The sequence below is a fragment of the Enterobacter sp. SES19 genome (genome assembly GCF_011765665.1).
In the GTDB taxonomy this organism is placed as follows: Bacteria; Pseudomonadota; Gammaproteobacteria; order Enterobacterales; family Enterobacteriaceae; genus Enterobacter; species Enterobacter pseudoroggenkampii.
This window is the reverse complement of sequence record NZ_CP050320.1, coordinates 491,441-513,006: the sequence shown is the minus strand read 5'-3', so window position 1 is coordinate 513,006 and position 21,566 is coordinate 491,441. Positions and strand designations below refer to the sequence as shown.

Sequence of the window (21,566 nt, the reverse complement as noted above, 5' to 3'; positions counted from 1 at the left end):
CAGGTTACATTTTTCTGTCAGGATTCACATTTCTGTAAGCAACAAGCTATAGATACATACTCTTTTGTGGTCTGCATCGAAAAAAGGACTCCTCTGATGATTAAGTTTAGTGCAACGCTTCTGGCGACGCTGATTGCAGCGAGCGTTCAGGCGGCGACGGTAGATCTGCGTATTCTGGAAACGACCGATCTGCACAGCAACATGATGGACTTCGATTACTACAAAGATACCCCGACGGAAAAATTCGGACTGGTACGTACGGCAAGTTTGATCAATGCGGCGCGTGGCGAAGTGAAAAACAGCGTGCTGGTCGACAATGGCGATCTCATTCAGGGCAGTCCGCTCGGAGATTACATGGCGACCAAGGGGCTGAAAAAAGGCGAGATCCATCCTGTTTATAAAGCGATGAACACTCTGGATTATACCGTCGGCAACCTTGGCAACCATGAATTCAACTACGGTCTGAAATACCTCCATGACGCCCTGGCCGGTGCGAAATTCCCGTACGTTAATGCCAATATCATCGACGTTAAGACCCAAAAGCCGCTCTTTACCCCTTACCTGATTAAAGAGACAAGCGTCGTCGACAAGGAAGGTAAAAAACAGACGCTAAAAATCGGCTATATCGGTTTTGTCCCACCGCAGATCATGACGTGGGATAAAGCCAACCTCGACGGTAAAGTGACCGTGAACGACATCACCGAAACCGCTCGCAAATACGTGCCGGAAATGCGTAAAAAAGGCGCCGATCTGGTGGTCGTTGTCGCCCACTCGGGTCTCTCCGCCGATCCGTACCAGGCCATGGCAGAAAACTCCGTTTACTACCTGAGTGAGGTCCCGGGCGTTGACGCAATCCTCTTCGGCCACGCCCACGCGGTCTTCCCGGGCAAAGATTTTGCCGGCATCAAAGGGGCGGACATTGAGAAAGGCACGCTCAACGGCGTGCCGTCGGTGATGCCGGGCATGTGGGGCGACCATCTGGGCGTGGTGGACCTGGTGCTGAACAACGACAGCGGCAGCTGGAAGGTGACGCAGTCAAAAGCTGAAGCGCGCCCGATTTACGACGCTGCGGCTAAAAAATCTCTGGCGGCGGAAGATAAAAAACTGGTCGACGTGCTGAAGCACGATCACGACGCCACGCGCGAATTCGTCAGCAAGCCGATCGGTAAATCCGCCGACAACATGTACAGCTTCCTGGCGCTGGTGCAGGATGATCCGACCGTTCAGGTCGTCAATATGGCGCAGAAAGCCTATGCCGAACACTTTGTGCAGGGCGATCCGGATCTGGCAAAACTGCCGGTCCTGTCCGCCGCAGCGCCATTCAAAGTGGGCGGACGTAAGAATGACCCGGCAAGCTATGTGGAGGTCGAAAAGGGCCAGCTGACCTTCCGTAACGCCGCCGATCTCTACCTCTATCCGAATACGCTGGTGGTGGTTAAAGCCACCGGGAAAGAGGTGAAAGAGTGGCTGGAGTGCTCTGCCGGACAGTTTAACCAGATTGATCCGCACAGCAGCAAGCCACAGTCGCTGATTAACTGGGACGGCTTCCGTACCTACAACTTCGACGTGATCGACGGCGTGAACTACCAGATTGACGTCACCCAGCCGGCGAAATATGACGGCGAGTGTCAGGCGATCAACCCGCAGGCGGAGCGCATCAAAAACCTTACCTTCAACGGCAAGGCGATCGACCCGAATGCCACTTTCCTGGTGGTGACCAATAACTACCGTGCCTACGGCGGTAAGTTTGCCGGTACGGGCGATAGCCACATCGCCTTTGCTTCTCCAGATGAGAACCGCTCGGTGCTGGCGGCGTGGATCAGCGCGGAGTCGAAAAAAGCGGGAGAAATTCATCCGGCAGTGGATAACAACTGGCGTCTCGCGCCGATCCACAGCGATACGAAGCTGGATATCCGCTTTGAAACGTCACCGTCCGATAAGGCAGCCGCGTTTATTAAGCAGAAGGCGCAGTATCCGATGAAACAGGTCGCGACGGATGATATCGGGTTCGCGATTTATCAGGTGGATTTGAGCAAGTAAAAGCAAAACGGCAACGCACGTTGCCGTTTTTGGTGTTTGTTCCCTCTCCCTGTGGGAGAGGGCCAGGGTGAGGGCATCAGGCCGCACATACCCGGCTTTTACGCCGCGCGATCGTCCCTGTTCGCCATCACCTTCGGCGTATTAACCTCAATCCAGTCCGCCAGCGCGGCGACCTTCTCGCTCACCTCAACGCCCAGCGGCGTCAGGCTATACTCTACGTGCGGCGGCACCACCGGATACGACACGCGATCGACAAACCCGTCCAGCTCCAGCGCCTGGAGCGACTGGGACAGCATCTTTTCGCTCACCCCGCCCATTTTACGGCGCAGATCGCTAAAGCGATGCGTTCCCTGGCGCAGGGCCAGCAGGATCAGGACACCCCAGCGGCTGGTCACGTGTTTGAGCACCTCGCGTGAAGGGCACTGCTCCGCGAAAAGATTGCCATCGCGCATTTGTTCGCTGAGCGTCGGTATCGTTGTTTTCATACTTACCTTTTTGTACGTACTTACTAAAAGTTAGCTATGGTGCTAGTGTGCCACAACATCAGACAAACACGAAGGAGATTCATCATGATCGCGATTACCGGCGCCACCGGCCAGCTTGGCCATCTCGTTATCGAACAGCTGTTGAAAACCGTACCGGCCAGCCAGATTGTGGCTATCGTACGTAACCCGGCGAAAGCGCAGGCCTTAAGCCAGCAGGGGATAGTGGTGCGTCAGGCAGACTATACGGATGAAGCCGCCTTCGCCGCCGCGCTGAGCGGCGTGGATAAACTGCTGCTGATCTCTTCCAGTGAAGTCGGCCAGCGCGCAACCCAGCACCAGAACGTGATTAACGCCGCCAAAACGGCAGGGGTGAAATTTATCGCCTACACCAGCCTGCTGCACGCGGACAAATCACCGCTCGGTCTGCACGTTGAACACGTTGCCACTGAAAACGCGCTGGCGGCGTCCGGCATTCCTTATGCCCTGCTGCGCAACGGCTGGTATACCGAAAACTATCTGGCGAGCGCGCCGCCTGCGCTGGAACACGGCGTGTTTATTGGTGCGGCAGGCGAAGGCAAAATTGCCTCTGCTACTCGTGCAGACTATGCCGCGGCAGCGGCCAAAGTGATTGCTGAAGAGGGCCACGCGGGCAAGGTGTATGAACTGGCGGGCGACCACGGCTGGACGCTGAGCGAACTGGCGGCTGAACTCAGCAAACAGAGCGGGAAGCCGGTCACCTATCAGAATCTCAGTGAAGCGGATTTTGCCGCTGCGCTGAAAAGCGTCGGCCTGCCTGCAGGGCTGGCAGATATGCTGGCGGACTCCGATGTCGGTGCCTCCAAAGGGGGACTTTTTGACGATAGCCATACGCTGAGCAAACTGATCGGGCGCGCAACGACGCCGCTGGCGCAGAGCATCAAAGACATTCTGTAACGGCCTGACCGTTTTCTCCCGCGGCCGGGTGATTCCCCTTACCCGGCACGCACTTATATGGCATTCTGTCCTCCCGACAGATACCGAAACCCTGCTATGTTTACTGCGATAAACACGGATTCCGCGCCCCCTTTTATTCACTCCGTTGAGATGGGCAACGTTGCCCCTTTCCCCGCACTGCGCTACTGCCTGGTCTCATTCACCGCGCGTGATTACCATGACGGGCTCTTTGATAAATGGGGTATCCCCTTTCCCGCTCCGCTCAACAGCGCCGTGGTAAAACGCCGGGCGGAGTATCTTGCGGCGCGTTACGCCGCGCAGCGGGTGCTGAGATCCTTCGGCTGTGACACTACGCCGGGCAGCGCGCCGGATCGTTCTCCGGTGTGGCCTTCCGGCTGGCGGGGAAGCCTGTCACATTCTCATGAGTGGGCGCTGGCGGTCATCGCGCCAGAGGCGTCTGGCCTGACGCCGGGCGTCGACATTGAGTTTTTTGCCCCCGGGATGATGCAGCGGACAGCGCACCTGTTTACCACACCGCAGGAGCGGGAATGTCTTGCCGCCAGCCAGATCGACGAGGCCAGCGCGCTACTCATCACCTTTTCCGCAAAAGAGAGTCTCTATAAGGCGCTCTATCCTGAGGTTGGCCGCGCCCTCGATTTTGACGCGGCCCGCGTGTGCCACATCGCGCCTGAACAGCAGAGGATCACCCTGGAGCTGACCCAGACGCTGTCACCTCAACGCGTAAAGGGCAGCCGGATCCAGGGCTATTATCAGCTCTCAGGCGACAGGGTTATCACGCTCATTGCCTGACGCCAGCAAGGGAGCCAGATACGCCATCACCATGTCGATGCCCTCCCCCGGACGGCGCAGCGGATTATGTCCCTGACCGTGGGTCTCTGCCAGCCTCGCGCCAGGCCAGGCGTTGACCAGGCATTCCGCTTCGACCCGCAATACGATGTCATCGCTGCTGTCGTGAATAACCAGAGCCGGCTGATCGACCTGCTGCAGCCCCTCATAGGCGTTAAAGCGCTGCCAGACCGCCTCGCCAATACCAAAGTACCCTTCAATATACCGTCGTAGTCTTTGCTGCTGACGACCCGGGAGATTCAGGATCGCGGCATATTTGGTGACCAGCCCGCTAAAGTGCGTCGGCGCCCCCACGATAACCAGCGCGCGGGTCCGCAATCCCGCCTTTACCGCATTAATAACGGATAACCCGCCAAACGAGTGCGCCACAATCGCGTCAAAACCTCCTTCCTGCTGCGCCAGCTGTTCAATGATTTCAATGAACTCGACGATGCTGCTCTGACGTCCAGCCGCGTTGCCATGTGCGGGGGCGTCAAACCCGATGACCTGAAAGCCCTTTTCGACCAGCGTCTTGATCAGCCTGCCAAAGTGGGAAGCCCTCGACTCCCAGCCGTGGGCTAACAGCACGGTAGGTCCCTCGTTGCCCCAGCGGTACACCACCGCATGTTTACCATTACTCAAAGGGAGAGACTCAATGCGGCTCGCCAGCGCCGTCATCTCTTTATCGCCTGCACGCGTCGGCACCCGGCGCGGCGTAAAAAACCGATTGCCCAGCCAGTCGGCGGTCGCCCCCGGCACAACCCGATCCATCAGGCGGATACCGGCCTTCACGCATGACACCATCGGCGAGCGCAGGTAGGCGGGGCCACGATACTGCTGGTAGGCTTGCTCAATCAGTCGATCAAATTGCTCACTCATGGGACTCTCCGGAAACACAGGGAACAGTGGACTTAACCGCGGATGATTCAGACTGACGGATCAAGGCACGCTCTGCGTCACTGGCAACGTGTTCGTCCCAGTACGCGAGTTTTGCTTCCATTCGCTTAAACCACAGCGGCGGGATCAGCGCGTAAAAAATATGGGCGACATACCCTTTTTCGATTCCCACCGCGTAGCTGTGCGCCTGCAAATTCCAGTATTCACGACGCGGATGGGTGTGATGATCGGAGTGGCGCGTCAGGTTCAACAGACCGGCCGACGAGGCCCGGTTATTGCAATCCCAGCTGTGTCGCGGCTCCACGCGCGTGCCGGGCAGACGAACCAGACCGTAGTGCTGGATATAATTCACCGTTTCAAACAGGAACTTAGAGATCAGCATGGTCACCAGGCACGCCAGCGCGCCCCGGACGCCCGCCGCCGTAAAGCAGACCGCCACGATCAGCAGGCTCATCAGAACCCCGCTCACCACCCGGTTCACCAGCATGGCACCGCCTCGGTTCTGCAGCGACAGCCGCTGCGCTTCCACCTGCCAGGATTCAACATACTGCGACAGAGAAGAACGGATAAAGAAGCGATACACACTCTCCCCACGACGCGCCGTCGCGCCGTCCGCCGGGGTCGCCACGTTAGGATGATGCGAATAGACGTGTGAAATCGAAAACTGCGCATCGCCGACCAGCGCCAGAAGCCAGCGCCCGACCATCATCGCCGCCAGGCTGTGGGTTTTGTGGATAAACTCATGGGCCACCACGGTATTGGTGCTCATGGTATAGCCGGTGGAGACCGCCGCAAGCAGCAGCTCAGGCTGGGTAAGGTGATGCAGCGCCATGATGTTGTGACCCGTCAGGGCGGAAAGCCATGCGCCAAACCCGAGCAGATCGCCCGGCGCGGCCTGCCAGATAAGGGCGAACAACGCCAGCAGCGCGGCCGGGAGCTGTAAATACGGGATGATTTCCAGCAGCGCCGGCAGGCGGTAGTGGCGATCGGCGGTGTCGTGCGTGGTTGCGTTATCGAAAAGGAGATAGCTCAGCGTCACGCAGAGCATGGAGACGACGATCCACACGCCGCCGAGCACGGTTGTGAGCGCGGTCAGCGGAAAAAAAACGCAGGGGACAAGGGCAAATCTCAGGTAACTCAACATACGGGCTCCTTATTGTTATGACTGTTTTTTGCACCGACCGGCGGGGAGAAGCAGTCCATTTCAAGCAGGTGGCTCATCACCCCTCCGGCAAGCAGCCTTTGCCGGCACGCCTGCGCCAGCGCGGGATTGCCGCAAATCACGACGCGCCATTCGGCTACCGCCGTCCGGCGGGGATAGAGGGCGCGCCAGTCGTCCAGCCAGCAGGTAATGCGTCCTGCCAGCTCCAGCGCCTGAACCTCACGCTCCCGGGATAACGCGTGCAGATAGTGAAAACCGGGATAGTGCTGACGCAGACGCTGCAGTTCCTGCAGGTCGAATGTGTCCTGCCGCCTGCGAACCGCGTGGATCAGCATGACCTCGCGGTGGGGATGACGCGCCAGCGCGGCGCGGACCAGACCCAGCGTCGTACCCAGTCCCGATCCACTGGCGATAGCCAGCAGAGGACCGTTACCGTCATCCCGCTGGCCGAACTGCCCCCGGCAGTCTGAGAGCCACATCTTCCGCCCAGCCGCCTGTTCATCACACAGCAGTGGGGATAACCGCCCCTCTTCACGGCGCGTGATATCCAGAACAATCTCTCGCCCCTGGCTCGGCCAGCTCACGGAGAAGCTCCGGATATCCTTATCCTTTTCGAGACCGACCTGAACGTATTGTCCTGGCTGAAAGGGCAACGCCTGCTCCGCCAGCAGCGTCACGCGCCATACCGTGGATGAGAGCGCAACAGCCCGCTTAACTCGCGCAGGCGTCCAGGACGCGGATGCCGCGGCCAGCGTTAAATCCGATTCTGGCAGGCACTGGCATGCCAGCACGTGGCCAGCGGCAATCTCTTCCTGGCTGAGCAAATAGCTCAGGTCGACAAGCGAACGCACCTTGCCGCTCGTTACCCGGCAAAGACAGGATTTACACGAGCCGACCTGGCAGTTATACGGCAGGGAAACGCCGGCGTTGAGCGCGCTTTCGAGGAGCGTATGGCCGGACGGCAGGGGGAATTCATGTCCCTCAAGCGTCCCCTGAAAATGACCACGTCGGGAAAACCATCTCTTCAGCATCTTATTGCTCCCCGCACAGCAGCAGCCCGTCGTCAAAGACGCTGCCCATCATCACTTTTCCGCCCATGGGCGCGGCAACGCTGACTCCCGCCAGCGACGCACCGTGGCTTTGATAGAAAATAGTGGCCTGACTGATCTCACCCTGTGCACCGGTTGTCAGCCGCCACACCATGGACGGTGAATGCGCCTGGGCATCTTTCTGATAGGCGGCCAGCTTCAGAAGCTGCGGGTGCGCCGCCACCAGCATTCCCTGCCCGTCCGGCAGGATATTGTCGACACCATGCAGACCGCTGAAGCGCCCCAGCAGGACGGGCGCAGCCTCATTCGACTGCCACGCCCAGCTGCTCACCGCGCCGCGGGTGGTTTCCGCCACGTACAGACGCCCCAATTGTCGGTTGTAGTAAATGCCGTTCGCAAAATGCAGGTCATCGATCAGGGTATGCAGCCCCGCCTCGTCTGCCAGCAGGACGCTGGAGAGCGGCAGTCGCAGATAGTCCTCCACGCGTCCCGCGAAGCCCGTCCACCGGTGGTCCCGCGTCAGCAGCCAGCGGGTTTTATCAATCACGCTGATATCATTGATGTTGTTTCCGACCGCGCGCGACAGGGCGGGCTGATACTCAAGACGCATCTGCGCGCGATTAAAGCGAAACACATCAATGCTGTCCTCCTGGGGACGGTGGTTCACCACGTAGATCCACGTCTCGCCCTCCTGCTGCCAGACATCGATACCGTGCGGGAAGAAGGCATCCGGATAGTCACCGGCTAATCGCTGCGGCCTGTCGCTGCCGTTGAGATAATAGAGCGCCCCGGGCGCGCTGCCGTGTCGGTTGAGGCTGCTGGCTATTGCCCCGCCATCCGATAAAGGAGCGATATCTTCCGCGCCCTCAATGCCGGTGATTTTTTGGCACTGTTCACCGCCGCGCTCCTGCACCTGATAAAACAGTCCGGCATCGATCAGCAGATTAACCACGAACGCCAGCACGGCGCCTGCGAGGACGATAATCGTCAGCTTTTTCATGATGCGGCCAGTACCTCTGACGACGAGAATAATGCTTCGGCAGCCTCTTCGCCCTGCTCGGCCAGCACGGTTATCGCCTTCAGGAAGTGCTCCAGCAACGCACGGGCGCTCGCCTCGGTGAAATAGCGTATCTGGTAGTCCAGCTCGACGGACAGCCCCTCTTTCGTCTCGAGAATGTTAACCATCAGCGGGAATTCGACGGCGCCGATCGGGAGGAGCGACAGGCTGGCCTCCCACTGCCGCAGCTCTGCCAGCGGAGCATGCGGCTCGACGTTAAAGGTCGCCAGCAGCGGAAGCGGCGCATCCTGACCGTGGAAGCAGCGTGACGGCAGGGCGGGCTCGTCGCGCTGCGCGAGGATGCCGTCATGGATTGCCCTGGCGACATCAGATAACGACGCACAGGCGGCGCTGTCGATACACAGCGGCAACAGCCGGACGCACTGGCCGACAAGCGCATCGCCCTGCCCGAAATCCCGCCCGGCATCCGGCACGCCGACCGGCACCGGGGAATGACCGACCGCCTTCTCAAGCGTCAGGGTAAAGAGCGCATTCAGCATCGCGAAGCGGGTCACCCGCAGCTCGGCGGAGGCTTTGCGCAGCTGCGCGGTCAGGCCCGGATACGACAAGCGCTGTACCAGCCGCTGCCCCTGATACGTCCGGGAAGGTGCCATTACGGTAAGGACGTCTGGCGTTGCCCGGCGGGCAGGAAGCGCCGCAAGACGCGCAGGTAGCGCTGCCTCGCTGACGATGTTCTGCGCACGGATAGCCTGCAGATAGCTTGCCGCAGCCGCCAGGTCAGGACATTTACCCGACGCCAGGGCATCGTAAAGATGCAGCAGCTCGCGCAGCATCACCATGAACGACCAGCCGTCCGCCACCGAATGATGTGCCGCGATGGCGAGCGTGGTTTTCCCCTCATGGCGGACCAGCAGCAGGCGGGCCAGCGGCGCGGCGGTCAGGTCAAAGGGACGCGCGGCAAACTCAGCGAGACAGGCGGCAGGCGCCACGTTTTCCTCGCTGATATCGACGGTGGGCGCCAGGGCCACCTGAAGTTCGCCTGCGTCAGTGAACTGCATACGCAGCGCGTCATGGCGCTCGCACAGCAGTTGCCAGGCGGCAAGCATGATCTCGCTGTCTACGTTGCGCGGCGTTTCAATGACGCCGCCGATCGTCCCGGCCAACCGCCCGCTTTCATCCCGCGCGGCCAGCTGCAGAAAACGCTGCTGGCTGTCTGCAACGGCATAGCGCGTGTCGGGGCGCAATCCGGCCTGCCCAAAGAAGCCGTCCACGCGCATGGCGTTAACGCTCTCTTTTACCGCCGCAATAAAGCGGTCGATATCCTCGTCCGCGTGTGCGACCGAGACAAAGCAGTTACGCCCTTCCCAGATGAAAATGCCGCGCAGCATCAGGTGGTGGAAGAGGATGTCGTAGTTGCCGTTGAATTTGAAACGGAACAGGCTGCCGGCAGAGACGATCTCAATCGGCGTACCGGTTGCAGAGAACCAGGTATTTAGCGACATCGTCAGACGCGCGGTTTTTTGGTTGATGTCGTCATACAGCGCCGGGTGGGCTTTGATGTACTCCAGCACGGCTTTGCTTGCCGCCATGGTCAGCGGATGCTTGGAGAAGGTACCGGCAAAGAAGATCAGTTCAGCCTGCGGCCAGGAGTCATCGCCATACTGCCAGAATCCGCCGTCGATACTGTCCATAAAGCGGCTGGAGCCTGCAATCACGCCGATCGGCATACCGCCGCCGACAATCTTACCGTAGGAGGCGATATCCGCCTGAACGCCGTAATACGCCTGCGCGCCGCCGGCCGCCAGACGGAAACCGGTGATCACCTCGTCAAACATCAGCGCAATATTGTGGGTCGTCGTCAGCTCACGCAGGGTATGCAGGTATTCGCGCGGCTGATGATCGGGATAACGGCTCTGCACCGGTTCGACGATCACCACCGCCAGCTCGGCGGCATAGCGGGCGATAAGCGCCAGGCTCTCTTCGCTGCCGTAATCGAGCACCAGCAGGTCGTCCACCAGCGATGGCGGCGTACCGGCGGCAATCGGCGTGGCGCGCTCGGGGGTTTCTCCGCCCTGCTGCCGCCCCAGAATGCCGTCAAACACGCCGTGATATGAGCCGCTAAACAGCGCGACTTTATTTTTCCCCGTAACGGCGCGCGCCAGGCGCACGGCGCTCATTACCGCTTCAGAGCCGGAGTTACAAAATGCCACCCGCTGCTGGCCGGTCAGCTCGCTGATAAGCGTTGCCACCTCGCCCGCCAGCGCGCTTTGCGGCCCGATCTGCATGCCCCGCGCCAGCTGGTCGGCAACGGCCTGCTGCACGCAGTCCGGTGCATGCCCCAGCAGGTTGGCGCCAAACCCCATCGTAAAGTCAATATACTCGTTGCCATCAACGTCCCAGATGCGCGAGCCCTGAGAGCGTTCCCCCACTAAGGGATAAAGCATCTCCTTGGTGGATAAACGAAAGCCCGCAGAGGCCCGGTTATCCGCCAGCACGGCGCGGTACTGCTGGGCATTGCGTTTCGACCCGCCTGTTTTATCGACAAACCGCTGGGTGAGCTGCGCCAGATGCTGGTCGCGCTCGGTGCCCAGGGAGACCTTTTTCGTCTCTTTTTTAAACCAGCTGCTGTGCGCGCTGGCCTTCACCGGTGCGGCCGGGGTGGCGACAGGCGCTGGCGCGATGACGTCCGGCATCGTTGGCGCGACGGGCATCGGGAGAGTCTGCGCCGTGCCGTTGAGCAGCGTGAGCTGCTGGGACATAAGCTCCAGCTGGCGGGCAATCAGATCCTGAACCGCGCCAGGCACCGGCTTGCTGGTTTCCGGCATTGCCACGGCAGGCTGCGCCGCCTGCTCGGCGGTTTCCGGGGTGCTGAGCGGAGCCGCCGCCGCTGGCTGCGCGTGCTCCACCACATAACCGATCACCGCGTCCAGCGTATTGAGCTCTTCAAACAGCGCCCGTACCGGGATAGCCACGCCGTAGCGGTTGTTAATGGTATTGATGGCATCCAGCAGCACCAGCGAGTCCGCCCCCATTTCCAGGAAGGGCAGTTCGTCGTCAAGCGTGGCGGGATCCGCCTCAAGAAAACCGGCAATAATCGCTTTTATTTCAGCGGCTAAATGGTGTTGATTTGACATAGCGTCCTCTTTTGCAGATGGGGTCTGCGCTGGCGTCTCATCCGCCAGCCAGTAACGTTTGCGGCAGAACTGGATGGCAGGCAGGTTTAACGCCTCCCGCGTGGTCGCGTGGTACAGCCCGCTCCAGTTGATGTCGTGCCCTTGCTGCCACAGCGTTCCCAGCAGCGTCAGCAGTGATTTGTACTCATGTCGCCGATCGCCTGCGGCCAGCACCCGGTGACGGCGGTCGGTGGCGGTCACAAATTTGCCCAGCGAACTGTCCGCGCTCAGATCGATAAAGGTGAACTCACCATGCGCAAGCACGTTTTGCACGCCCTGAAGGAAACGAACGGGCTGGCGAATTTGCCGGGTCCAGTAGTCGGCGTCGGTTTGGTCGCACGCCTCGCCGTTCAGGTTGCTGTAAAACGGGATCGTCCCGCGGGTGAAGGTGACGTTGTGGACCAGCCACTCGCGCCAGGCACCGAGGATCGGATCCATCATCGAGGAGTGAAATGCGCTGGCGGTTTTAATTTTTCTGGCGTGGCCACCCCGAGCAGAAATGGCCTGGAGACAGGCGTCAATCGCCGTCTGGCTACCTGCGATGGTGGTCAGCGTCGGGGTGTTGAATGCGGCAATATCAATGTCACCCGCCCAGGGTGAAATCAGCTGGCACACCTCGGCTTCACCGCTGAAGACAACCGCCATCGCCCCTTCCTGCGTCAGGGCTGACATCAACAGCGCGCGCTGATGAACCATAGCCAGCCCGTCGTCGAGCGAGAGATAACCTGCGATGACCGCCGCGCAGTACTCTCCCAGGCTGTGCCCCATCACGGCAGCCGGACGGGGTCCAAACTGCATCACGCTCTGAGCAAGCGCGTAGCTACAGGCAAATAAGGAGAGCTGACAGGTTCTGGCGCAGCGCTGCCAGCTATCGTCACGGGCAAACAGCGCCTGTGTGATATCAATCTGATAACGCTGCCGAATGGTCGTCGCCAGCGCGTCAAACTGGGCGCGATAGTGCGGCAGATGGTGGTACAGCTCGGCCCCCATGCCGATTTGCTGGGTGCCCTGCCCCGGGAAGAGCCAGACCTGAGGCTGGGTTTTACCTGCTTTGCAGGCCGTGAGCTGCGCAAGGCTGTCCGCCAGCTGGGCGCGGTCCGCGCCATACGCCACGCCGCGATAGCGGGCCGCGTCGTAGCGGGTGTTCACCAGCCGACACCAGGTGACGATATCGCTCTCCTGACATGTCGATAACCCTTTTTTGACCGCCTCCCGCTGAAGGGGAAACGCCCCTTCATCATGTGAACCGATCAGAAGCAGACCGTGGGGCGCAGCGGGCTCCTGGCGTTTTTCCACCGCTGGCGCGCTGCGCAAAATCACGTGACCGTTGGTGCCGCCGAAGCCAAAGCTGCTTACGCCCGCGTAGCGTGCGTCACCATCGGCATGCCATGAGGCAGGCTGCGCACCGCTTACCTCAACATGACGGCTAATCGCCGCAATATGCGGGTTTTTATGCTGGAAATTGAGGTGCGGCACGTATTGTCGGTAGTGCAACATCAGAGACGTTTTCACCACGCCCAGCACGCCCGCCGCCGCCTCCAGGTGGCCAATGTTGGTTTTAATCGACCCCACCTGGACAGGTGCGGTTTTTTTCCGGTCCGCAAATACCGCTTCCAGCGCCTGATATTCAATCAGATCGCCCAGCGCCGTTCCCGTCCCGTGCGCTTCGATATAGTCAATGCTGTCGCTGTCCACTCCGGCATCCGCCATTGCCTGCCGGATGACCGCCTGCTGCGATGGGCCATTTGGCGCGGTAATGCCGTTGCTGCGGCCGTCCTGGTTCACGGCACTCGCCACCAGCGTGGCATAAACCCGATCGCCATCCGCCAGCGCCTGCGAAAGCGGCTTGAGCACCACAACGCCACACCCTTCGCCACGAACGTAGCCATCGGCGCGGGCATCAAAGGTTTTACACCGGCCGTCGGGGGCCAGCATCTGGGCGTCGGTGAAGACTTTTTGCAAATGCGGCGTCAGCGCCAGATTAACGCCTCCGGCAATGGCCAGAGAACTCCGTCCGGCCCGCAGGCTTTGCATTGCCCCCTCTATCGCCACCAGCGAGGAAGAGCATGCCGTGTCGACGGCGATGCTTGGCCCTTTTAAATCATAAAGATAAGAAATTCGGTTGGCCGCGATGCTGTGCGCGTTGCCTAAGCCGCTGTAGGCCGAGACGTTATCGCCGCAGGCCAGGGCATAGTCGCTGGCGCTGATCCCGACATAAACCGCCGTATCGCTCCCGCGCAGGGAGGATGCCTTAAGGCCGGCATCGGTGAGCGCCTGTTGAACGGTTTCTAACAGCAGACGATGCTGTGGATCGATATAGACGGCTTCGCGGGGAGAGATGCCGAAGTAGCCTGCATCGAAGGCGTCGACCTCGTCAAAGAAACTGCCTTTACGGTTAAAGCCGTCAAAGGACGAGGTACGCCAGCGCTGCGCCGGGATCTCGCCGGTCGTGCTGTGGCCCTGCTGCAGCAGCGACCACAGCGCCTCCACGCCGCTATGCCCCGGCAGCTCCACGCCGATACCAATCACCGCAATGGCGCTTTCCGCGACGGCGGCGCTGACCGGCCGGACCGCAGCCGGTTCTCCCAGCGCGACCGCCAGCTGATTGATGGTGGGATAGTCGTAAATCAGCGCGGGAGAGAGCTCGCGGCCCAGCCGCTGTTCAAGCTCGCCAATGACGCCCACCGCCTGCAAAGAGCTCAAGCCAAAGTCGGTAAACGCGTCATCCCACCGGGATTCGCCGATCGTCGTGTTCAGCGTGTTGCCAATTATCCCGGCAATCAGCGCCGCCAGCGCGGGAGGGGTTTCCCCCGCGTGTTCAACCGGTTTTGACGCGTCCTGGCGGCTGCGCCAGGCCACGTCCAGGGTCCCCTGCTGATACATCATCTTCGCGCGGGTGCGCTGTAATTTCCCGCTGGTGGTGCGGGGGATTGCCCTTCGTTCGACAAGGAGCAGTTCATCCAGCGTAATGCCGTGACGCTCCGCCACCGCCGCGGTCACGGACGGTGCCAGCGTCGCCATATCGAGATCATTTTTATGGCGCGTCATCAGCTCAAGCAGCGCTACCGGGCGCTCGTCTTCACTGGCAAACACGCAGACCGTCGCTTCCGCCAGCGCGGGAGCGGACTGGCGGATCGTCTCTTCAATATCCGTCGGGTAGTGGTTCTGGCCGTTGATAATCAGCAGCTCTTTGAGCCGTCCGGTGACGTACAAATGGCCGGACTGGAGAAAACCCATATCGCCGCTGCGCAGCCACGGGTGCGGATCGCCTGCCAGAGACGCCCGGAAGGTTTCGCGCGTGGCGGCATCATTGGCCCAGTATCCGGCGGCAACGCTCGGACCACGCAGCCATATTTCTCCGCTCTCACCGTCAGCAAGCGGCTGATGGTGGTCAGGATCGACAATACGCACCTCGGTATCAGTCAGAGCCTGCCCGCAGCTCACCGCACCGACCTCGTCCGACACGCGGAGCCCCTGCCCTTTGTCCATTCCGGTGACGATGAGCGTGGTTTCCGCCATGCCGTAGCAGGGTAGGAACGCGCCGGGCCGGAACCCTGCGGGCGCAAAGTGTTCGCTAAACTGCTTGAGCGTGGCGGGCCGAATCGGCTCTGCGCCACAGAAAGCCACGTCCCAGCGCGAAAGATCCAGTACCTCAACCTGCTCTCGGCCAATCTTACGCACGCACAGATCGTAGGCGAAATTAGGGCCGCCGGAGGTCGTGGCCTGATAGTCGGAAATCTGTTTGAGCCAGTTAAGGGGGTTTTTCATTAACATCATCGGCGACATCACCCGACAGGGGAAGGCGCCGAACACGGGCTGCAGTAGACCGCCAATAAGCCCCATATCATGAAAATGCGGCAGCCAGATCGTGCCCCGGCTTTCGCTGTGGTGGCCGAAAAAGCGGTGAATGGCATGTGAGTTAGCCCACAGGTTGCCATGGGTCACCATCACGCCTTTCGGGGAGCCCGTCGAACCCGAGGTGTACTGTAAAAAAGCCAGATCGTTGTCTGCTACCGGAACGGGGTGAAATGCCCCGGAGAAGGTGCGTTCAAGATGATGCAGACGATAACCCGCAGGTAGCGCAGCTGTGTCTGGTTTGTCGAAGGTAAAAATAAGCGGGGATAATGGAAGTGATAGCTGGCCTAGCGTTTCTGCCCCCCTGGCTGTCGTAACAATACAGTCCGTTTGCGCATTACGTAATACGCCGGCAAAACGCTCCCACGCGCTTCCTGACGATTTTGCGGGCATCGGGACGGGAACCGCCACTCTGCCGGCGTAAAGACAGCCAAAAAAAGCGCCAATAAAATCTTCACCATCCGGATAAAGCAATATGACCCTGTCGCCCCGCTGCCCGTACTGCATTAAAGCCTCTGCAAGCGACGCGGCGCGCTGGTGTAGCTGGTCATAGCTTTGGCTGTGAATTTCACTGGCGCTGCGGACGAATTCAAATGCCGTCTGAGTAGTCTGTTGAACAGCAAGTTCGGGCAAAAGCTGGTTGAAGGAATGATATCCCCTGTTAAACAACTGATGAGACGGCATCATAATTCGCTCTATATTTTCAAATGTAATGAGGGTGAAAAGATTATTTTCCGGCGCGGCCAGCCAGCAGATCGTTACAGAAGTCGTTCCAGACCTTCAGCCACAGATCGACGCGCTGTTCCATCTCGGCGTAGCGGTCTTCCGTCAGCGCCTGGCAGAACAGGATCCATGCATCTTCGGAGTGACCATCTTCAATGGACTCTCCCGTTTCGCTTTCTACATGGATGCTGTGATAGCCCTTCGTGACGTCAATATCCGTTGCTTTATCAACACCTTTTGCCCACGGCGTGGCAAAGTCATGGAAGACGGTCTCGGCCACGGCCAGCAAACCCACCAGCTGGGTATAGTCGCCATAGGCATTCTCGAAGGTTGCGCGGCAGGCCAGAGAGCTGGACATCGGCAGCCAGGATTTCACCTCGTGCTCCGTCATCCCCAGCTGCTGGATGGTCGTAAAGAACTGCACGTAGTGCGCCAGCGCGGGCTGGCCGTTGTAATTGCCCTCGGCGTCTTCGCCAGGGTGGAAGCCCAGCTCATCCAGCAGGTTGATTTGCAGCAGAAAACGGGCCGCCATTTTCGCCTGCGCGCCCAGCGGCGCTTCCAGCTGTTTCGCCGCGCTTAACGCTTCAATAACGGCATCGGTAAAGACTTGCGCAAACGCGTGATAAAATTCCAGATGGAATACGCGCATCTGTTGAATATCAACTTCGCCGCTGTTCATTTTTGCCAAAATAGGGCTGCGCATCAGCGGATGGGATTCAATCCGGTCAATAAGCCTGTTGGCAAAGGCGCGGTTTTCGGTATAAACGTGCTTATCTACGGTCGCGACAATAGCGTCCCGACCCAGCTGGCGGGTATTCAGTAACGTTTTCATTTTTATTTCTCAGGTAGGTGATAGTTTACAGGGCGGAAACCCTGCCAATTGCCATTACAACTAACGCATACATTCCACAGCTAAACGGTATAACCTGCACATATTTAAATGGCAGATAAAAACACGATGCAATCAGCAGAACCGGAATACCCACCGAAAGTATCATCATGCAAATAACGGCATAATATTTATAGGTATAAGACACGGCGAGGTCATCAATACACATGCCATAAAGCATGGATATTAACGGCAGCATAATAAAGGCAATATGTGCCAGCCTTAACATTCTGCGATTTAAATCGGTATAGTTTTCATGTCCTTTGGGTGCGCGAAACGGTCCCTTAAAAGCGTACATCCCCATTAACCCACCCATCATTATACCGACGACAATACCGCTCCAGCCAAAGGCAATCAGTATTGCACTGAGATTAGCCACTTTTTTTCTCCTGTTTAGTGGTGCACAAAGGTAAGGCGCCTGAGAAAATACAAGCACCTTTATTTATTAAAAATAAAATCAGATATAACGATTAAAAATCCGGGTATTCTTTATCCGTCGCGTATGTAATCGTTTTTTCAAATCCGGGAATAGTGATGCCATTCATATCAATCTTAATATCTTCCTCATTTATCCCCTGCTGGCCAAACAGATAAATGACATTGAGTTCACCCTGCGAAGCCGCCTCATCATACGCGTTAGCCTGACGTCGCACCTGGCGGTTACGCTGCTGATACTCCGCAAACACCGCTTCCCCATAGCGTTTGCGCAACCATTGATGGGTAAGCTTTGGCGAGTAAACCACCCCCGTGGCATTATTACCGCCAAAGCCTTTTGAATTTATAAAGGCAATCTGCCCCTGGCCTTCCTCTAATTTGCAGTCCTGAACAGGTATGGTTAAGCGTGCGTTATTCACCTGCGGCGCAATGTGCGACACGCTTTTAATTCCCGGCAAAATGCCATAGCGGAAGACGCCGAGGCAGCTGATGAGCTGGTCGCCGCTGGCGGGCCCCAGGGAGTGACCAAGATACGATTTCACCGCCGTCACCGGCCAGTCACGAATCGAAAAGGCTTGCGCAACGCGGTCAAAAATATCCGCCTCGGAGACGCAATTCTTAGGCGTGCTTGAACCGTGCGCCTGAATAAACGATCCCTTCTGCACCGTCTCTATCCCCGCCATCGATACCGCTGAGGCTACCGCTTTCGCCATGGTGATGTAGTTCCCCGGCCCCGGTGACGCGATAGAACGCTTAAAGCCGTCAGCGTTGATGAAGACATTCCCCACCGAACCGTGGATCTCTGCCCCAAGCTGCAGCGCCAGCTCGTCGTCCATTAACACGACGTACTGGCTGGATTCTGCGATCACAAAACCGCAGCTGTTGCCAAACGGGCGGCTGCTGTTGCGCCAGTCGGCCGTTTCCGTTTCATCAATATGCTTAAGCTTGCTCTCCGTTGCCAGGGCGCCCATGGCATCGAATCCTTCAATCACCTCTGAGGTGACCGGCGCTTCGGCGCTGCCCACAACGGCAACGCGAATGCGCCCCGCTTTAATATCTTCAACTGCCGCATTCAGGTTATACAGAAACGTGGCGCATGCCCCCAGCGTGGCGCTGGTATGACCGACGCTACCCAGCACATACGCATTGAGGAAATCGGCGCACATGCTGTTCAGGCCCAGCGGACACTGTTTGGCGCTGACGCGATGGCCTTTCAGGCGCGACTGCAGCATACCGCCAAAGCCATAATCGTCGAGCTGTCCCATGATATTGCCCGAATAGACCCCGAGCTGATCCGGCGTGATGTTGGCCTGTATCTCTCGCCACGGGATCCCCAGGGCGTTGATGGCGTCTGACGCTCCGACAATCGCCATTTGTAGCGCCCGCGGATGGAACTGCGAATTGTAATGGTCACCCGGGCGGAATCCCTGCGGCAGCAAACCTGCAGCCTGAACCTCCGTGCGCAACAATGCCTCAATTTTACAGTCCATCTCTCCCTTAACGGTAATACGCACACGCTGATCCGCTAATTCTTCAACGTGCCATCCCGCCGGTAAGGGTTGAGGTAATTGTCTGGAAGATATATTAAAACTGAATCCTTCTTCGCCTGAAACCATATTCAATTTTGCATGGCTGACGATAGCATCGACATCAAAATAGTCGCGCGTAATTTTTCGGATAAGGGTTCCCTCAAGCGCCTCGTCTTTTATCTTCGCGGCAGCCTGAGCAGGTGTAAATCTTTTACCGGAAATGTCGCAATATCCGCCCTCATCATATTTAAGCACGCCCATCAGAATGGCTAACGATAATAACGTCGCTTGCCTTTCCTCTTCCGATAATGACTCAATAATCATTCGACGAAATGCATGATGTGAAGAACTACGACCAGCTGGACCATAGCCGCCAAAAGCTGTTATTACGGGTAATTTCGCCATAATTCATCCTGTAGTGGTCGTGGATTTATTTTGTTAAGTAAGCGCGATAATTTCAGATATTAGTTTACAAATTACCAACAAAAGCTAATATGAAAATCCAGCCAAAATGCTGACTTTTTTGGCCAGGACAACGATGAGCTACCAAAAATAATAGTCAAAACAGGTATTAATCAAAAATGACAAATACACAAATAGGATTTGTGTTATGTGAACGCATGCTAAGTTCCGGTCTCAGTCTTCCGATTGAAATGTGGAAAGCCGCAGCCAGTAGCTATTTAGCCGAGCAAAAAACAACATCCCACGCAGACACGCACAAACCGGAGACGTCTTCATTCAGGCTCTGTCGTCCGGAGAATATACTGAAAGTTCATACTATTGGCATAAATAACGAGCCCATCCTGACGCACAGTGGCTTCAGCATTACCGCCGATACTACCCTTGCCGCAGACAGGCACTATGACGTTATCTATCTTCCCGCCCTGTGGCGCAATCCTCGCGCGGTGGTCAGACAACAGCCTGAACTCCTGGCATGGCTTAGCGAACAGGCGGCGCGAGGGACCCGCATCGCGGCCGTCGGAACGGGCTGCTGTTTCCTGGCGGAGTCGGGATTGCTCAACGGGAAACCCGCCACCACCCACTGGCACTACTTCAAACAGTTCTCGCGCGACTACCCCAACGTAAAATTACAAACCAAACATTTTCTCACGCAGGCCGATAATATTTACTGTGCCGCCAGCGTCAAAGCCCTCTCAGATCTGACCATCCATTTCATCGAAACGATATACGGGAAACGTGTAGCCACCCATACCCAGCGGACCTTTTTCCATGAAATTCGAAGTCAGTTCGATCGCCAGTGTTACAGTGAAGAAAACAAACCGCATCCGGATGAAGATATTGTTCAAATTCAAATCTGGATAAAAGCCAACTGCGCCTCAGATATATCCATGCAAAATCTTGCCGATATGGCTGGCATGAGTTTGCGCAACTTCAACCGTCGCTTTAAAAATGCCACCGACATGTCCCCCCTGCAGTATTTATTAACCGCCAGAATTGAATCCGCCATGACGATGCTGCAATCCACCAATTTGAGCATTCAGGAGATCGCCAATGCGGTTGGATATCAGGATATTGCGCACTTTAACCGCCAGTTTAAGCATAAAACCACGGTGTCACCGGGGGATTATCGTAAGACGGTCCGGGCAAAGATGTTTAGTGCATAAACTCCGGTCATCTCTGATAATAAAATAGATGACCGCGAGGAGGCTCACCGTGCAAGGCGTACCGGAACAGTTTAATGATGAAAGAGACAGCGCGCGCTTTCGCCATCTGGCGCAGCTGCCGGGCCTGGAGCTTTATCATGCCCATATTTCTGACTACGCCTTTGAGCCTCACACCCATGAAGCCTTCGGGATCGGTACGATTGAAACCGGTGCCGAGCGCTTTCGCTATCGCGGGACACAGCATCTCGCGGCGGAAAAGTCCGTCGTTACCATGAACCCGGACGAGATCCATACCGGTGAATCCGCCACCGAGGGCGGCTGGCGCTACCGGATGGTCTATATCGAACCCGACCTGCTGGAAGAGGTGACCGGCCTCCGGCACTGGTGGTTTAGCGACGTAACGCGTCATGACCCGCTGCGCTCGCAGCAAATCGGCAGGCTCATTTACGGCCTGTGGCACACGGACGATCCGCTTGCGCAAAAAGGATTACTGCTGGATCTGATTGAGACCTTCCAGCCGTTTGCCCATCACGCGCCGCGGGTTCAGGAAGGCGCGCACCGCTTTGAACGGGTACGCGAGTATCTGCACGACAACTATATGCGCGCTCTGACGCTGGACGAGCTGGCCAGCGTCGTTTCACTCAGCCCGTATCATTTCCAGCGCCAGTTCAAAGCCCATTTTCACGTGACGCCACATCAGATGCTGATGGCCATTCGCCTCTGGCGCGCCAAAGCGTTCCTCACGCACGGCATGCCCGCGGCAGAGGTCGCCGCCGCAACCGGGCTGACCGATCAGTCGCATCTGACCCGCGCGTTTACCCACCGCTACGGCATTACCCCCGTGCGCTACCAGAAGCAGGTCACCCGGCGCTAATGCGCAACCTCATACAATACGCGCGCATTTGCC

General features: G+C 58.1%; 14 protein-coding genes. 5 read left to right on the top strand and 9 right to left on the bottom strand.

The genetic code is table 11. From position 1 onward, the window contains the following. Positions 1-96 precede the first annotated feature (96 nt). A complete protein-coding gene (locus GXP72_RS02365; RefSeq protein ID WP_208763440.1) occupies positions 97-2,040 on the top strand; it encodes a bifunctional 2',3'-cyclic-nucleotide 2'-phosphodiesterase/3'-nucleotidase in 1,944 nt (647 codons plus the stop codon). 98 nt (positions 2,041-2,138) lie between these two features. Here GXP72_RS02365 and GXP72_RS02360 read toward each other — a convergent pair whose 3' ends face one another. Beyond that, complete coding sequence (locus tag GXP72_RS02360; RefSeq protein ID WP_023334278.1) at positions 2,139-2,525, bottom strand: helix-turn-helix domain-containing protein; 387 nt, start codon at positions 2,523-2,525, stop codon at positions 2,139-2,141. Between the two features lie 84 nt (positions 2,526-2,609). On the opposite strand from GXP72_RS02360, the gene GXP72_RS02355 reads away from it, so the two are divergent. Beyond that, positions 2,610-3,458 carry an SDR family oxidoreductase gene (locus tag GXP72_RS02355; RefSeq protein ID WP_208763439.1) on the top strand — a complete coding sequence of 283 codons (849 nt, stop codon included), beginning with the start codon at positions 2,610-2,612 and terminating at the stop codon, positions 3,456-3,458. Positions 3,459-3,554: 96 nt separating this feature from the next. Then, positions 3,555-4,268 carry a 4'-phosphopantetheinyl transferase superfamily protein gene (locus GXP72_RS02350; protein ID WP_208763438.1) on the top strand — a complete coding sequence of 238 codons (714 nt, stop codon included), beginning with the start codon at positions 3,555-3,557 and terminating at the stop codon, positions 4,266-4,268. Here the strand turns inward: GXP72_RS02350 and GXP72_RS02345 are convergent. From GXP72_RS02345 to GXP72_RS02310, 8 genes are all read right to left on the bottom strand, one after another. Then, on the bottom strand, positions 4,236-5,183 hold the full coding sequence (locus GXP72_RS02345) for an alpha/beta hydrolase (protein WP_048989471.1): 948 nt from the start codon (positions 5,181-5,183) through the stop codon (positions 4,236-4,238). The genes GXP72_RS02350 and GXP72_RS02345 overlap by 33 nt on opposite strands. Continuing rightward, a complete protein-coding gene (locus GXP72_RS02340) occupies positions 5,176-6,345 on the bottom strand; it encodes an alkane 1-monooxygenase (protein ID WP_208763437.1) in 1,170 nt (389 codons plus the stop codon). The genes GXP72_RS02345 and GXP72_RS02340 overlap by 8 nt, the downstream gene beginning before the upstream one ends. After that, positions 6,339-7,394 (bottom strand): 2Fe-2S iron-sulfur cluster-binding protein, encoded by a 1,056-nt coding sequence (locus tag GXP72_RS02335; RefSeq protein WP_208763436.1) that lies wholly within the window; start codon positions 7,392-7,394, stop codon positions 6,339-6,341. Before GXP72_RS02335 ends, GXP72_RS02340 begins: the two co-directional genes overlap by 7 nt. Position 7,395: 1 nt before the next feature. After that, positions 7,396-8,412, bottom strand: a complete 1,017-nt coding sequence (locus tag GXP72_RS02330; RefSeq protein WP_208763435.1) for an arylesterase — start codon at positions 8,410-8,412, stop codon at positions 7,396-7,398. After that, positions 8,409-16,142: a type I polyketide synthase gene (locus GXP72_RS02325; protein ID WP_208763894.1), complete on the bottom strand. Its 7,734-nt coding sequence runs from the start codon at positions 16,140-16,142 to the stop codon at positions 8,409-8,411. The genes GXP72_RS02330 and GXP72_RS02325 overlap by 4 nt, the downstream gene beginning before the upstream one ends. Before the next feature lie 43 nt (positions 16,143-16,185). Then, positions 16,186-17,013 (bottom strand): hypothetical protein, encoded by an 828-nt coding sequence (locus GXP72_RS02320; RefSeq protein WP_032651384.1) that lies wholly within the window; start codon positions 17,011-17,013, stop codon positions 16,186-16,188. A 25-nt stretch (positions 17,014-17,038) separates the two neighbouring features. After that, positions 17,039-17,449 carry a membrane protein gene (locus tag GXP72_RS02315; RefSeq protein WP_024907308.1) on the bottom strand — a complete coding sequence of 137 codons (411 nt, stop codon included), beginning with the start codon at positions 17,447-17,449 and terminating at the stop codon, positions 17,039-17,041. A 91-nt stretch (positions 17,450-17,540) separates the two neighbouring features. After that, a complete protein-coding gene (locus GXP72_RS02310; protein ID WP_280115402.1) occupies positions 17,541-18,995 on the bottom strand; it encodes a beta-ketoacyl synthase in 1,455 nt (484 codons plus the stop codon). Positions 18,996-19,615: 620 nt separating this feature from the next. Here GXP72_RS02310 and GXP72_RS02305 point away from each other — a divergent pair. Both GXP72_RS02305 and GXP72_RS02300 read left to right on the top strand, forming a co-directional pair. Beyond that, complete coding sequence (locus GXP72_RS02305; protein ID WP_228117543.1) at positions 19,616-20,659, top strand: helix-turn-helix domain-containing protein; 1,044 nt, start codon at positions 19,616-19,618, stop codon at positions 20,657-20,659. Between the two features lie 49 nt (positions 20,660-20,708). Beyond that, the gene (locus tag GXP72_RS02300) at positions 20,709-21,533 is read left to right on the top strand and encodes an AraC family transcriptional regulator (protein WP_024907311.1); all 825 of its coding nucleotides are present in this window, start codon (positions 20,709-20,711) and stop codon (positions 21,531-21,533) included. Positions 21,534-21,566 lie beyond the last annotated feature (33 nt).

Coding starts and splice junctions, on each gene's coding strand:
- GXP72_RS02355 (WP_208763439.1), top strand. CDS start 2,610: ATGATCGCGATTACCGGCGCCACCGGCCAGCTTGGCCATCTCGTTATC.
- GXP72_RS02305 (WP_228117543.1), top strand. CDS start 19,616: ATGACAAATACACAAATAGGATTTGTGTTATGTGAACGCATGCTAAGT.
- GXP72_RS02340 (WP_208763437.1), bottom strand. CDS start 6,345: ATGTTGAGTTACCTGAGATTTGCCCTTGTCCCCTGCGTTTTTTTTCCG.
- GXP72_RS02350 (WP_208763438.1), top strand. CDS start 3,555: ATGTTTACTGCGATAAACACGGATTCCGCGCCCCCTTTTATTCACTCC.
- GXP72_RS02325 (WP_208763894.1), bottom strand. CDS start 16,142: ATGCCGTCTCATCAGTTGTTTAACAGGGGATATCATTCCTTCAACCAG.
- GXP72_RS02345 (WP_048989471.1), bottom strand. CDS start 5,183: ATGAGTGAGCAATTTGATCGACTGATTGAGCAAGCCTACCAGCAGTAT.
- GXP72_RS02335 (WP_208763436.1), bottom strand. CDS start 7,394: ATGCTGAAGAGATGGTTTTCCCGACGTGGTCATTTTCAGGGGACGCTT.
- GXP72_RS02330 (WP_208763435.1), bottom strand. CDS start 8,412: ATGAAAAAGCTGACGATTATCGTCCTCGCAGGCGCCGTGCTGGCGTTC.
- GXP72_RS02320 (WP_032651384.1), bottom strand. CDS start 17,013: ATGAAAACGTTACTGAATACCCGCCAGCTGGGTCGGGACGCTATTGTC.
- GXP72_RS02365 (WP_208763440.1), top strand. CDS start 97: ATGATTAAGTTTAGTGCAACGCTTCTGGCGACGCTGATTGCAGCGAGC.
- GXP72_RS02360 (WP_023334278.1), bottom strand. CDS start 2,525: ATGAAAACAACGATACCGACGCTCAGCGAACAAATGCGCGATGGCAAT.
- GXP72_RS02310 (WP_280115402.1), bottom strand. CDS start 18,995: ATGGACTGTAAAATTGAGGCATTGTTGCGCACGGAGGTTCAGGCTGCA.